The organism is Collinsella aerofaciens, assembly GCF_015555045.1.
In the GTDB taxonomy this organism is placed as follows: Bacteria; Actinomycetota; Coriobacteriia; order Coriobacteriales; family Coriobacteriaceae; genus Collinsella; species Collinsella aerofaciens_W.
Map to the genome: position 1 here is coordinate 1 of NZ_JADNJQ010000026.1, position 14,413 is coordinate 14,413.

Below are 14,413 nucleotides of genomic sequence, written 5' to 3' on the forward strand. Positions count from 1 at the left end.
GTCTCAAGAAGGAGTAACATCGGGACTTGCAGCGACGGACCTCAGGACACTCTTACACCACGTCTGCGCGCGCGACCTTTGGTGAGACATTTGTCTCACGTTCAAAATCGAATCTGGAACATGTGTCACCTGCTCAAATTGTGTCTCATTCCGTAACTTTAGGCTGATGCAAGGTCTGAGACCGCGAGAAGGGAGACGCGATGGGTAAGTACACGAGGGGTCTCTTGGCGGTGATACTGGCCGTAGTGCTGGTGTTGCCGGCTGCAGCATTTGCCATGCTGCCCGAGGCCAACGCCAGGTCCAGCACCGGAATGGACGGACCGGAAGCGACAAAGGTAGTCGACCACGACACCAGTAACCATTGGAAGTTCTGGGCGGGCGGCTATGACGGCAGTAAGGTCACGACGCAAAACGTCGGCCGAATTTGGACGGATAAGACGGTCCAAGCAATCGATGACGGGAAATCGGACTTTTTGACCACGCTTTCGGCGATGTCTTCGACATCCGATACAACGTCGCTGGTTTCCAAGCCGCTCGACATCGTAATGGTGCTCGATGCCTCTGGCTCAATGGATGATTCTATGGGTGGTGGAGATTCTACCAAGCGTATCGTTGCGCTCAAGAATGCTGCCAACCACTTTATCGACACCATTGCCGAGCAAAACAAGGGCATTGAGGACGCGGAAAAACAGCACAAGGTCGCCATTGTTAAGTTCGCAGGCAAGAAGAAGGATGAAATCGGCAACGATACGTATCGCGATAATAATGGAAACAAGTGCAACCACTCGCAGACCATGAAGCCCCTGACGCCGTGTGTCGGTGATGACGCAACGAGCCTTAAGGAAACGGTCAACTCCATCAAGCCTAACGGCGCCACGCAGGCTGATTTCGGTATGCAGATGGCCCAGGGAATCACCTCTGAGCGCGAGGGCGCCCAGAAGATCGTCGTGTTCTTCACCGATGGCTCTCCTACGAGTTCTAATGGTTTTGAGGCCGAGGTTGCTAAGGACGCCATCAATACCGCCAAGACCATAAAGAGCGGCGGGGCGACCATTTATACCATCGGTATCTTCAACGGTGCGAAGCCGGACGACGATCCAACAAGCAACGACACGAGCAATAAGAACAAGTTCATGCATGCCGTGTCGAGTAACTATCCGGATGCCACATCGTCCATAAGCTATGGCTTTCTTGGAACTAAGAAGTGGAATGTCAATTTTGGCAACCCCGTTGCCGGTGCCAGCTACTACAAGTCGGCGACCAACGCCGCCGAGCTTGATCAGGTCTTTAAGGACATCTCGAGTGCCATTACGTCGGGCAAGGGTTTCCCGACCAAGGTCGAGGGCAACAATCCCAACGGTTCCGGTTACATCACATTCGAGGACGAGCTGGGCGCCTTCATGCAGGTCGACGGGTTTACCGGTGCCGAGTACAACGGCAGGACCTATGGCGCCGCCACCAAGTCGACCGATGGCAATATCGATACCTATACGTTTGATGGCGAGCTCGCTCACCTGGTGATCACGGTCGACCGTGCGGACGAGAAAAACCCCCAGCGCGGTGACATCGTGACAGTCAAGGTCCCTGCATCGCTCATTCCGCTGCGCCGTTTTATCGTTGACGAGTCAGCGGGCACGTTCGTGGTTGACTCCACGGATGCCATCTCGCCTATCCGCGTTGCATATGCATCGAGTGTAAAGGCTGTTGCACGCAAAAACCTGTTTACTCCCAATGACGTACCGGGACTGCGGGATTACATCAATGAGCACAAGGACGCTGATTCCAATACCGTTAGCTTCTACGCCAACAAGTGGACCGGCGACGATGCGGGCGATACGGTCGCGAGCTTTGAGCCTGCTGCTACGAACAGCTACTACTACTTCCAAAAGCTAACGCCCGTCTATACGGACGCAGCTTGCACCAAGCTTGCAACGGAAAAGCCTTCGGGCTCTAAGACCTATTGGTACAAAGATGAGTTTATGGCGCAGAACTCGTCGGGCGCGCCGTACGATGATTCCGTTTCGATCCCGGTTAAGGGAAGCGAGCTCGAAAGCTTTGAAGGCGCTTTGGTAAAGGACGTCGATCACTGGTCGATTAAGGCTGGTACCGCGCGCCTCGCCTTTATCAATCAGCTCCACACCACCAAGGAACGTGTTGGCGGAAACCCGACTGACACCGCACGCGACGTAATCAATCCCCAGTGGAACAACACGAAGGTTGTTTCCGGCGCGACGAAGGTCAATGTCTATCTGGGCAATAACGGCAAGATTAACTTTACGCTCAATACCAAGCCGACAACGTTGACAACTGCCGACTTTGGCCTGGTCAAGGTGCTCGAGGGACGCGACTGGACGAATGAGGACAAGTTTGAGTTTGGCCTGACGTCCGAGGGCAACGCCCCGATGCCTGAGTCCAAGATTGCGGTTGCAACAAAGGGCCATGCGGGCATTAGCTTCGGCGAGATTGCCTATGACAAGCCGGGCACGTATGTCTACAAGGTTAGCGAGAAGCATGCCGGGACCACGGTCGACGGCATCGCCTACAGCGACAACGTTGCAGAGTTTACCGTGACAGTGAAGCCCAATGAGAAAGGCAAGCTTGAGGCTTCTGCGACGAAGACCTCGGGCGAGACTGAGTTCAAGAACACCTATGCTGCGGATCATGTTGAGTCCAGTGTTACCGACCAGATCAAGGCGACCAAGTCCCTGACCGGCCGCGACCTCGAGGCAGACGAGTTCAGCTTTGAGCTGCACGAGGTTAAGGGCGAGGGCTCGGAGCTTATCGAGACTGTAAAGAATGACGCTAACGGCAATGTTGCGTTCAGCCCCATCGAGTACACCGAGATCGATCAGCACACCTACACGTTGCGCGAGGTCAAGGGCAACGCTGGTGGCATCACCTACGACGAAAACGTCTACACCATCGTGACGATCATCAGCGATAACGGTAAGGGCCAGCTGGTGGCTACGCATAAGCTGAAGGGTGCCGAGGACGTTAAGAGTATCGAGTTCAAGAACGCTTACAATCTGACCCCCAAGAGCTTCAGCGTCACCGATAAGATCGCCGCGACCAAGTCCCTGACTGGGCGCGACGTCAAGGCCGGCGAGTTCTCCTTTGAGCTCGTCGAGGGCGACAAGGTCGTCGCCACCGGCACTAACGCCGCCGACGGCAAGATCGCGATGACTGCCATCGAGTACACCGAGGCCGGCGAGCACACCTACACGTTGCGCGAGGTCAACGGCGGAACCGCCAGCAACGGTATATCTTACGACGGCAAGACCTATACCATCGTGACCACCATCACCGATAACGGCGACGGCACCCTCAAGGCCGAGCATGTCCTGAAGGACGCCAAGGTTGCCGAGTTCAAGAATGCCTACAACCTGACGCCTACGGACTCCAGCGTCACCGACCGGATCAAGGCGACCAAGTTCCTGACCGGGCGCGACCTCAAGGAAGGCGAGTTCTCCTTCGAGCTCGTCGAGGGCGACAAGGTCGTCGCCACCGGCAAGAACGCCGCTGACGGCACGGTTGTCATGGACAAAATCACTTACGACAAGCCCGGCAAGCACACCTACACGCTGCGCGAGGTCAGGGGCAACGTCGGTGGTATCACCTACGATGCCGCGACCTACACCATCGAGACTGTCGTCAAGGACAACGGCGACGGCACGCTCGGCGTAGAGCATAAGCTGAAGGGCGCCGACGAGGCGAAGTTTACCAACTCCTACGAGCCTGGCTCCAAGAGCTCCAGCGTCACCGACCAGATTACCGCGATCAAGTCCTTGGACGGCCGTGACCTCAAGGCCGGCGAGTTCCGTTTTGAGCTCGTCGAGGGCAATAACGTAGTCGCCACCGGCACCAACAATGCCGACGGCAAGATCGTGATGGATTCCGTCACCTACACCGCGGCTGGCGAGCACACCTACATGCTGCGCGAGACCAAGGCCGGCGCCACCGAAAACGGCATTACCTACAGCACCTCTGAGTACACTATCGTGACCATCGTCAAGGACAACGGCGACGGCGCCCTTAGCGTGGAGCACAAGCTGCAGAACGCCGACGAGGCGATCTTCGAGAATACCTACACGGTGGCCCCCAAGAGCTCCAGTGTCACCGACCAGATCACCGCGACCAAGTTCCTGACCGGGCGCGACCTCAAGGAAGGCGAGTTCTCCTTCGAGCTCGTCGAGGGTAACGATGTCGTCGCCACCGGCAAGAACGACGCCCGCGGCAAGATCACGATGAGCCCCATCGAGTACACCGCTGCCGGCAAGCACACCTACACGCTGCGCGAGGTCCCGGGCGACGCCGGCAACGGCATCACCTACGACGGCAAGACCTACACCATCGAGACGACCGTCACCGACAACGGCAAGGGTGAGCTCGTGGTAAAGCATGAGCTGAATGGAGCCGACGAGGCGAAGTTCAACAACAGCTACAAGCCGAATCCTGGCGAGTTCAGTGTCACCGACCAGGTCACCGCGACCAAGTTCCTGACCGGGCGCGACCTCAAGGACGGCGAGTTCTCCTTCGAGCTCGTCGAGGGCGAGGGCGAGGACGCCAAGGTCGTCGCCACCGGCACCAACAATGCCGAAGGCAACATCACGATGAACGCCGTGAAGTACACCGAGGCCGGCAAGCATACCTACACGCTGCGCGAGGTCAACGGCGGAACCACCAGCAAGGGCATCACGTACGGCGACGCCAAGTACACCATCGAGACCACCATTACCGACAAGGGCGATGGCACGCTCAAGGCTGAGCATGTCCTGAAGGACGCCACGGCTGCGACCTTCAAGAACACCTACAGCGTGACCCCGCTCGACGCAGAGCTCGACTTTGATCTGAGTAAGGCTATCGACGGTCGCGACTGGACGGACTCCGACGAGTTCAGCTTTACCATCACCGCCGCCGAGGGCACCCCGCTGCCCGATCCTGCAACCGTGACCGTGAACAAGCACGATGCGAAGGATGGCATCGCTGCCGTCAAGTTCGGCAAGATCCGCTACACGGCTGCCGGAACCTACACGTACGAGATCCGCGAGAACGCGGGTAACGCGGCCGGCATGGCGTATGACGGGCATGTCGCGACCGCCGAAGTGACCGTGACTGAGGACGGCGAGGGCAAGCTGACCGCCAATGTCACCAAGAAGGAAAACGGACGCTTCACCAACACGTACCGCACTGAGCTTAACTACACCGCGGCCGGCGGCCTCAAGCTCAGCAAGAGCCTCTCCGGACGTCCTATGACCGAGGGTCAGTTCACGTTTACCGTGACGCCTGCCGACGAGGCCTCGGCCAACGCGCTTGGCCTGCTGCCCGGAGCCAACAACTTCAAGTCCCCTGCGACGGCAGAGGCAACGGTCGGCCTGATCGACATCCTGGCTGGCCATGAGGTCAAGTTTACGCAGGCTGACGCCGGCAAGACCTTCACGTACACCGTAGCCGAGAAGAATGACGGCAAGCCCGGTTACACCTACGACGACGCCGTGCGTACCGTGACGATCGCCGTCGCCGATGACGGTGCCGGTACGCTTACCGCCACGACGACCGTCTCCGGCGGTCCCGAGGGTACGCATACGACGGTCCACAAGAGCGGTGAGAACAAGGTCGAGAGTGCCCTGGTTCCGTTCCACAACGGCTACAGCGCTACGACCAATACGCCTGGTGGTACCGCTGCTCAGGTTGTCGCCACCAAGACCCTGACCGGTCGTCCGATGGCCGACGGCGAGTTCTGGTTCGGCATTGCCTATCAGGGCGAGCTTGTGGGCTACGAAAACCTCAAGCCTAATATCGGCGGGCATGTGAGCTTTGATGCGCTGCACTACGACACCGAGATGCTTGCCAATCTTGAGGCGGCTGGGCTTGCCCATCGTACCGACAAGGACGGTAAGCTCGCTTGGACCATTAACTACACGGCCTACGAAGATTTATTCGGGCTGCCGAATGGCGTTTCCGCTACAACGTGGAGCTTTGGCTTTAAGGTTATCGTTGTCGACAACGGTGACGGTACCCTGACGGCAACGGTCGACTACGGTGGCGTCGAGCCCTTGTTCGAAAACGTCTACGGCGCTGAGGCCGTGGATGCCGCACTCATCGGCACCAAGAAGCTCCAGGCAGCCGAGGGCCTGGCCCCGGCCGACATCGCGGGTAAGTTTACCTTTACCGTGACCGCTGACGAGGCGGGTGCCCCGATGCCCGAGCGCACGACCGCAACCAACGACGCGGCCGGCAACGTGGACTTTGGCAAGATCCACTTTACGCTCGAGGACCTCAACCGCGCCCTGGGCGTGACGGACGATGCGACCGATAAGGCCGAGGCAGACGAAGCTGACGAGGCTGAGGCCGACGAGGCAGAGGCTGAAGAGGCCGACGCCACTGACACCGACGAGTCCGATCCCGCAACCCCCACCGCTCCGCGCTCGCACACCTTTACCTATACGGTGACCGAGTCCGGTAGCGCCCCTGGCGTGACTAACGATGCCAACGCCACGCGCAAGGTTTCCTACACCGTGACCGACGACGGCACTGGACATCTGAGCGTCGTGCACGAAGGCGACGACGGTGCGGCCTTCACGTTTACCAACACCTACGGCGTGGCGCCCACCGATTCTTCCGCGACCGATCAGGTCAAGACGGTTAAGCGTCTGACCGGACGCGACCTTTCAGCCGGCGAGTTCACGTTTGAGCTGCTCGAGGACGGCGTGGTTGTTGCAAGCGGCACCAACGACGTCAACGGCAACGTTACGCTGAGCCCGATCCACTACGAGGCACCCGGCACGCACACGTACACGCTGCGCGAGGCTTGCCCCAACGCGCTCGGCCTGTACAAGGGCGTCACCTATGACGGTACGACCTACACCGTCGTGACCACCGTCTCCGACAACGGCGATGGCACGCTGACCGTGACGCACAAGCTCGAGGGAACTACCGAGGCGGCTGGCTTTACCAACAAGTATCACGCCATGCCTACGCAGGTCTCCATCGGCGCCATCAAGGTGCTCGAGGGGCGCGAGCTCAAGAAGGACGAGTTTAGCTTTAAGCTCGTTGGCGAGGGCATCGAGTCCACCGTCACCAACGATGCCGACGGTAAGATCAGCTTCGATAAGTTCGAGTACAGCGAGCCCGGCACGCACGTCTACACCATCAGCGAGGTCAAGGGCGACGAGCCCGGTATGACCTATGACAAGTCCGTCTTTACCGCGACCGTCAACGTGGTCGACGACGGTGAGGGTAACCTCAAGGCGAGCGTTACCTATACTAAGGGCGACAAGAGCGTCGAGGGTATCGTGTTCAACAACGCGTACAAGAAGCCCGAGACGCCCGTGCCGATGCCCGATCCCGGCACGCCCAAGACCGTGACGAACATCGTCAAGACGGTTAAGGGTTTCCTGCCCACCACGGGTGACCAGCAGGCCGCCGCACTGCTCATGGCATTTGTTATCGCCATGGCCGGCGTCGGAGCCCTGGTCTGGGGTATCCGTAAGCGCTAGGCACGCTGGCAGCGCCCGGGGCCAAAAGGCCCCGGGCGGCCGGCGGGGAGCCAGAACATAGCCCCCACCCCCACCCCCCCCAGCCGCCACGGAGGCATCTCCCTCCTCCGTGGCGGTGCTTTTGTGCGTTGGGGAGGAGGGCGCGCCACGAAAACAGCCCATCTACTACGTTTAATCCCTTACCCCCAACCATGCCGAAAAGCGCGAAAACAAAACCGCAGGTAGAACGCCTGCGGTTTTTCATGAAAAGCGGGTATGGTCGGGGGTATCGGGTCAAACGTAGTAGATGGGCCGATTTCGTGGCGAGCGGTTCCGGCTGATCCCTTGGGGACGGAGGAAAACGGATCATTTTGGTCCCGCGAGGCTGGCGGAGGCACTCGTCCAGGGCCGCCCGAACAAAACTATGCCGGTTTACGGGGCTGAGCCATGAGTTCCCAACCATACCGATATTCGTGAAAATAAAACCGCAGGTAGACAAGCCATCATTTGGCGGAAGCAATGGGTGTGGATGGGGGCCCTGAGTTTAGCCCCGTAATCCGGCATAGTTTTGAAATGGCATTAAATCGATAACAGCTATTTTGCTCTGCCGGAGCGGTTGGCCGTTGGGTAATTACCCTCGCAGATAGGCGATGGCGATTTGGGTGCGGTTGCGCAGGCCCATTTTGGCAAGGATTGAGCTGATGTGGTTGCGCACGGTGCCTTCGCCCATATAGGCGGTGGCGGCAATCTCCTTGTTGTCGAGGCCGCGGGCGATGAGCTCTGCGACTTCGAACTCGCGGTCGGTCAGGCTGACAAAGGCCGCGGGCCGGCGGGTCGTGCCGGCCTCGACGCCCGCCCCATCAAAGTTGATATCCTCGATCGCCTTGCCCTCGAGCACGCGTTTGCCATCCATGACCTGCGTCAACGCGGGAGGGATGGCAGCGACGTCGGTTTTAATCAAGTAGCCGCGCGCGCCCAGTTTGAGCGCCGACACAATGTATTCGTCATCCGAGAATGTCGTCAGAAACACCACGCGCGCCGCAGGGTCGCGCTCAAGGATTTCGCGTGCCGCCGAAAGTCCGTCGCGCCCCGGCATCTGAATGTCGAGCAGTGCGATATCAGGCGCGTGTTCGGCATAGAGCAAAACCGCGTCGTTGCCGTTGGCGCCGGTGCCCACTACCTCGATCTGCGGCTGGGCGCCCAGGATAATCTTGAGCGAATCGACCACCAAGCGGTCGTCGTCGACAACAATGAGCCTCATCGGGCGTCATCTCCTTGCTGCTTAGGAACGGTGGCAAACACGCGCCAGCCGGGGGAGCCGGCACGCGGGCCGGCGGTGAAGGTGCCGCCAAGCGCCTCGATGCGCTCGCGCATGGAGGCGAGCCCCATGCCCTCCGTGGCGCCGCGGCCGCTTGCTTGGACCCCGTCCGCGCCATCGTCGGTAACGATGAGCTGGTAAAACGACGGATGCTCCATGCACCGTACGGTGACGGTCTGGGCGCAAGCGTGGCGCATGGCGTTGGAAAGCGCCTCGCGCAGCACCGCCGCAAAGCAGTTGGCGACATTTGCGGGCGCATGCTCGGCCAAAACTTCAAGCTCAATCTGCGGGCCGCCGTCCGAGCGCGCGCCTTCAACAATGCGTTCGAGCTGCACGGAAAGGTCGACGGCGTTGTCGTTGAGCGCGTGGACGCTGGCGCGCACAAGCTGGAGCGCCTCGTCAACCGTACGTTTAACGTCGGCGAAATCGGCGGCGACGCCAGGCTCGTCGGCGTGGACCACGCGTAGGGCTTCGGCCTGCAGTGAGGCGCGCGTGAGCTGGTGCCCGACGTTATCGTGGATCTCGCGCGCGATGCGGGCGCGTTCGGCGAGCGTCGCGAGCTCGACTTCGTAGTCCTGGCAGTCGGCGAGGTCGCGGTTGCGTGCCTCGAGTGCCAGGGCGCGTTCTTGCAGCTTGTCGCGGGTGCGACGCATGCGTTCCTGTTCGCGTTCCAGCTGCGCGGTGCGCAGCGACAGCAACGTGGCGGCGACCGAAAGGATGGCGGTTAGCGGCAGCGTTCGGGTGGTGAGCGCGTCGGTGCGAAGGTCCGCGATAAGCGCGCAGACAAACACTGCGCCAATCGCCAGCGCGGGCCAGATGCGTTCACGGCGCACGCGCCGCGCGATGTCATAGAAGGCGAGGGGCGCAAACGGCACAAACGGCGGTACGAAGACGGCCGCGATGATGTAAGCGCAGCTCGCGGCCTCGCTCGCGCGCCGGGTGCGTTTCCCCTGTGTGACCTCGGCCAGCGAGGTGGCAATAATGCCAAGGCAAAACGCCACAACCAGACGAGCGTCCACGGCAAGGCCCATGGCGGCCGCAATACAGCACGCCAGCACGATCGATTTGTCGAAAAGCCTGTTCATACGGGTATTGTACGCGATGCCGCGCATGGGGGAGGCGCCACCCGGAGCAACCGTGACATTCCTCCCACGCGGCAAAGCGGGGGCACCGGCGGGCCGCGCGACCAAGCCCTACACTCGTGACAAAGCTCACTGGCGCGCGCCGGCGGCTCCTGCGATGATGCAATCGTACCGGGCTGCAATCAACGGAAGGGCCGCCTCATGACAGACATCGTCCACGTCGAAAACCTCGTCAAGCGCTACGACGACCTTATCGCGCTCGACCACTTTAACCTCAGCATCGCCCCCGGCGAGATCTTTGGCCTGCTGGGCCCCAACGGCTCGGGCAAGACCACGTCCATCAACTGCATCCTGCAGCTGCTCGCCTACGACAAGGGCACCATCGAGCTGTTCGGCGAGCCCATGACGCCCGCCCGCTACGACCTCAAGCGCCGCATCGGCGTGGTCCCGCAGCAGGTGGCGGTATTCGACGAGCTCACCGTGCGCGAGAATATCGACTATTTCTGCAGCCTTTACGTTAGCGACCGTAAGCGCCGCCGTGCGCTGGTGGACGAGGCGATCGACTTTGTCGGGCTGGGCGACTTTGCCAAGTTCCGCCCCGGCAAGCTCTCGGGCGGCCTGGCGCGTCGCCTCAACATTGCCTGCGGCATCGCGCACAAGCCCGAGCTCATCTTCTTTGACGAGCCCACGGTGGCAGTCGACCCGCAGAGTCGCAACGCCATCTTGGAGGGCATCTGCCGCTTGCGCGACGAGGGCGCCACGGTGGTGTATACCAGCCATTACATGGAGGAAGTCGAGCAGATTTGCAGCCGCATCATGATCATGGACGGCGGACGTGTGCTGGCGCAGGGCACCAATGACGAGCTCAAACGCATGATTCAAATGGGCGAGCGCGTGACTGTCGAGGTCGGCGCCGTCGAGGCCGCCACGGTCGAGCGCCTGCGTGCCCACGAGCACGTGCTCAGCGTTGAGCTTTCCGGCGGCGAACTCGTCTGCAACTGCGAGGCGAGCCCGCACAATCTGGTCGACATCCTCGACACGCTGCGCGCCGCCGACGTGGCACTCGGCCGCGTGTGGAGCGAGCCGCCGACTCTCAACGACGTGTTCCTCGAGATCACCGGCCGCGAGCTGCGCGACTAGGGGGCGGCCATGTTCAACATCATCATCACCACGGTCAAGACGCTGCTGCGCCGGCCGAGCACGTGGGTCTGGGGCGCTCTCTTTCCCATCGCGCTTTCCACGATGTTCATGTTTATGTTTGCGAATCTGAGCTCCGACGGCACGGTCGACCCGGTACCGGTTGCCGTCATAGCGGACGAGGCCTGGGACGCCTCGACCTTTAAGGACGTGGCGACGTCGCTTGCCAAGGAGAGCGACAATCAGCTGCTCGAGATCCGCGAGTGCGACGACGCAGCCGATGCGAACCGCGCGCTTAAGGCCGGCGAGGTCGCGGGCATCTATACGGTCGACGACGCAGGCGCACCCAAGCTCACACTGCTATCGAGCTACGACAGCTCGCGCGCATCATCGGTGCTCACCGATCGCAGCATCCTGGAGACGGTGGCAAGCTCGTATACACAAAATGCCGAGCTCATGTCCCAGATTGCCCAGGACAACCCGGCGGCACTCGCCGACCCCGAGGCGGTTGCGCGCGCCCTGTCGCTCGAGGGCGGCACCCGTCGCGTGAGCCTTACGCGCACCACGCCCGACGGCACGGTCATCTACTATTACGCGCTTTTTGGCCTGGTCGCGATGATGTCTGCCGAGTTTGCCGCCTTGAGCGTCGTCGATTTGCAGCCCAATCTGTCGGGCCTTGGCGCGCGTCGCTGCGTGGGCGGTCTTTCCAAGACGGCGTCGCTGGCCGGCATCTTCGTCGGCTCGTGGCTGGTTTCCTTCGCCTCGATGGTGATCGCAATCGGCTACGTGCGCCTGGTCGTGGGCATCGACTTTGGCGGGCGCGAGGGGCTGTGTCTGGTGGGTGGCGCCGCTTCCGCGCTTGCCGCCACGGGCTTGGGCCTTTTTGTGGGCACGCTTCCCGTTAAGGGCGGCAAGGCGTCCAAGTCCGGCATCCTCACGGGCTTTGCTACCACGTGCGCCCTGTTCGCCGGCCTCTACGGCGAGCCGGCGATGGCGCTTGCCGACGACGTCGCCCGCGCCTGCCCGGCCGAGTGCTGGCTCAACCCCGTCAAGCTCATCTGCGACATGTTCAACCGCCTGTATTTCTTTGAGGACCTGGGCCCCTTTGTCGTTCGCGCCGGCGCGCTGGTCCTTATGGCGCTGCTGTTCGTTGCCGCCGCCACGCTGACCTTTGGAAGGAGCCGCTATGAGTACCTTTAAGACTGCGCTTCGCATGGCGCTGGCGCACCCGTTCTACCTGCTCATCTATACGGTGTTCATCTCGCTCATGGGCGTATTCATCGCGGCATCGGTGAGCTGGAACTCGTCGCAGCTCACCGAGTACGAGCCCTACGATGCCAACGTGATCGTGGTCGACCGCGACGACAGCGACCTTTCGCATGCGCTCACCAAGCACCTGGGGTCGCGCTTTGAGTTGGTCACGGGCGTCGGCGACGATACCTACGATCTTGCGGACGCGCTCTCCAAGAGCAACAGCGCCAAGGGTAGCGCCGACTGCGTGTTCTTTATCCCGGAGGGGTTTGAGAACGACCTGGTCGCGGCCGCCCGCGCGGGGGAGGCCCTGCCCAAGCTCGATGTGACCTACGGTGCCGGCACCATGGCGGCGGCGCTTTCGTCTGCTGAGGCCTCGCGCTGGATTTCGCTCGCGGGCGCTGCAGCGGCCCTAGAGCCCGCCGCCTCTAATGGTAGCGTCGCCAAGGCCGCCGAGCATGCGGCCACCAAGCGTGCCGAGGTCGAGATTGAGCAGGTCAAGGTCGACTCGACGGCCGCCGCCACGCTCGAGTCGTACTTCAACTTTGGTGCGTACGCGATTATCTCGTCGGTTATCGTGTCGGTGGGGCTGGTGTTCTCGGGCATGAACGAGCCCGAGCGCGTGTGTCGTATGGATGCCGGCCCAATCTCCAAGCACCAGCGTTCGCTTGCCGTGTTTGCGGCCGCCGCCGTGCTCACCGTCTGCATCTGGTTTGTGTCGAGCATGATGGGCGTTGTGGGCTTTGCCGGCGCGGTCGCCGAGGTCGGCGTGGGGCGCGTGTGCCTGGCGCTGGCGGCGACGTTTGCCCTGGCATGCACGCCGCTGGCCGTTGGCTTTGCCCTTTCGAGTCTGGGCGCGTGCGAGGAGCTGCTCAACGGTGTGGGCAACCTGCTTGGCATGCTCATGACGTTTTTGGGCGGTGCCTGGATGCCGCTGTCGCTCATGGGCTCGGCCGTGCAGACCGTGGCGCACTTTGTGCCGACGTATTGGGTGAACGACGCGATCGGCAAGGCGCTTGCCTCGGATTTGACGTCCGCCGTGCTGGGGGACATCGCCTGCGACCTGGGCGTCACGGCACTCTTCGCCGTGGCCATCGCCGCCGCAGGCCTAGCCCTCTCGCGCACCAAATCCCGTGCCTAGCCACCTAGTCATTGGGCACTCATTGGGGACAGACTTAAACGACTAGTCATTGGGGACAGTCTTTGCCGAACCGCCGGCTTGCCGGCCGGGTTGCCAAGGACTGTCCCCAACTGCCGGTAGGAAAGGAGCGTCCCTAACTGCCGGGCGGCGAAAGAATGTCCCCAACAGCTAGTCATTTAAGAACGTCCCCAATGACTAGCCTGAAATAAATCCCAGGCCTCGCCCCAAAATAGTTCGCCAAGGTTTACTATTACGCTCATAAAGTAGTACTAGGCTAACAATGGGGGATAGCATGGCGACAAAGCAAGCCTACGTCCAGGTTAAGGATCTCAAAAAGCATTACGGCGATGGAGATGCGCGCCTGACGGTGCTCGACGGCATCGACACGTCCATCAACCGCGGAGAGATCTGCGTCATGCTGGGGCCTTCGGGCTCGGGCAAGTCGACATTTCTTAATCTGATCGGCGGCCTGGAGGATGCCGACGCCGGCTCTATTCTGGTGGACGGCTGCGACCTCACGGTGCTCAAGCCTGCCGACATGGGCGAGTATCGCCGCCGTGAGCTGGGTTTTGTCTTCCAGTTCTACAACCTGGTGCCCGATCTCACCATCAAGGAAAACATCGAGGTCACGGCGCACCTGTCCAAAAAGCCGCTCAACATTGACGACCTGCTGCGTTCGCTGGGTCTCTACGAGCACCGCAACAAGTTCCCGCGGCAGGTTTCGGGCGGCCAGCAGCAGCGCTGTGCCATCGGCCGCGCGCTCGTCAAAAACCCGGGTCTGCTGCTGTGCGACGAGCCCACGGGCGCGCTCGACTATAAGACGTCCAAGGAAATCCTGCAGCTCATGGAGGATGTCAATCACGAGTACGGCTGCACCATCATCATCGTCACGCACAACGCCGCCATCGCTCGCATGGCCAACCGCGTGCTGCGCCTGCGCGACGGGCGCATCGTCGAGGATGAGCTCAACGAGTCGCCCGTCGCGGCCGCCGAGCTCGATTGGTAGGCG

At 61.3% G+C, this 14,413-nt stretch carries 7 protein-coding genes; 5 read left to right on the forward strand and 2 right to left on the reverse strand.

Going from position 1 to position 14,413, the window contains the following annotated elements; all coding sequences use genetic code 11:
• Positions 1 to 200: 200 nt before the first annotated feature.
• Positions 201 to 7,496, forward strand: coding sequence for a Spy0128 family protein (locus I2E45_RS08320; RefSeq protein WP_195445593.1), 7,296 nt, complete (start codon positions 201 to 203; stop codon positions 7,494 to 7,496).
• Between the two features lie 610 nt (positions 7,497 to 8,106).
• On the opposite strand, the gene I2E45_RS08325 is transcribed toward I2E45_RS08320, so the two are convergent.
• Positions 8,107 to 8,736: a response regulator gene (locus tag I2E45_RS08325; protein WP_195445595.1), complete on the reverse strand. Its 630-nt coding sequence runs from the start codon at positions 8,734 to 8,736 to the stop codon at positions 8,107 to 8,109.
• Positions 8,733 to 9,878, reverse strand: coding sequence for a sensor histidine kinase (locus tag I2E45_RS08330; protein ID WP_195445597.1), 1,146 nt, complete (start codon positions 9,876 to 9,878; stop codon positions 8,733 to 8,735). The genes I2E45_RS08325 and I2E45_RS08330 overlap by 4 nt, the downstream gene beginning before the upstream one ends.
• A 198-nt stretch (positions 9,879 to 10,076) precedes the next feature.
• On the opposite strand from I2E45_RS08330, the gene I2E45_RS08335 reads away from it, so the two are divergent.
• The 4 genes from I2E45_RS08335 (at position 10,077) to I2E45_RS08350 (ending at position 14,410) form a co-directional block, all read left to right on the forward strand.
• Positions 10,077 to 11,015: an ABC transporter ATP-binding protein gene (locus I2E45_RS08335; RefSeq protein WP_195445599.1), complete on the forward strand. Its 939-nt coding sequence runs from the start codon at positions 10,077 to 10,079 to the stop codon at positions 11,013 to 11,015.
• A 9-nt stretch (positions 11,016 to 11,024) separates the two neighbouring features.
• Positions 11,025 to 12,212 carry an ABC transporter permease gene (locus I2E45_RS08340; RefSeq protein ID WP_195445601.1) on the forward strand — a complete coding sequence of 396 codons (1,188 nt, stop codon included), beginning with the start codon at positions 11,025 to 11,027 and terminating at the stop codon, positions 12,210 to 12,212.
• Positions 12,199 to 13,404 (forward strand): ABC transporter permease, encoded by a 1,206-nt coding sequence (locus tag I2E45_RS08345; RefSeq protein ID WP_195445603.1) that lies wholly within the window; start codon positions 12,199 to 12,201, stop codon positions 13,402 to 13,404. The genes I2E45_RS08340 and I2E45_RS08345 overlap by 14 nt, the downstream gene beginning before the upstream one ends.
• A 292-nt stretch (positions 13,405 to 13,696) precedes the next feature.
• Entirely contained in the window at positions 13,697 to 14,410 is a 714-nt protein-coding gene (locus tag I2E45_RS08350; RefSeq protein WP_229058902.1) for an ABC transporter ATP-binding protein, read from the forward strand.
• The last annotated feature ends 3 nt before the right edge of the window (positions 14,411 to 14,413 follow it).

Excerpts from the sequence above, each read along its gene's own strand:
- I2E45_RS08320 (WP_195445593.1), top strand. The coding sequence starts at position 201 with ATGGGTAAGTACACGAGGGGTCTCTTGGCGGTGATACTGGCCGTAGTG.
- I2E45_RS08325 (WP_195445595.1), bottom strand. The coding sequence starts at position 8,736 with ATGAGGCTCATTGTTGTCGACGACGACCGCTTGGTGGTCGATTCGCTC.
- I2E45_RS08330 (WP_195445597.1), bottom strand. The coding sequence starts at position 9,878 with ATGAACAGGCTTTTCGACAAATCGATCGTGCTGGCGTGCTGTATTGCG.
- I2E45_RS08335 (WP_195445599.1), top strand. The coding sequence starts at position 10,077 with ATGACAGACATCGTCCACGTCGAAAACCTCGTCAAGCGCTACGACGAC.
- I2E45_RS08340 (WP_195445601.1), top strand. The coding sequence starts at position 11,025 with ATGTTCAACATCATCATCACCACGGTCAAGACGCTGCTGCGCCGGCCG.
- I2E45_RS08345 (WP_195445603.1), top strand. The coding sequence starts at position 12,199 with ATGAGTACCTTTAAGACTGCGCTTCGCATGGCGCTGGCGCACCCGTTC.
- I2E45_RS08350 (WP_229058902.1), top strand. The coding sequence starts at position 13,697 with ATGGCGACAAAGCAAGCCTACGTCCAGGTTAAGGATCTCAAAAAGCAT.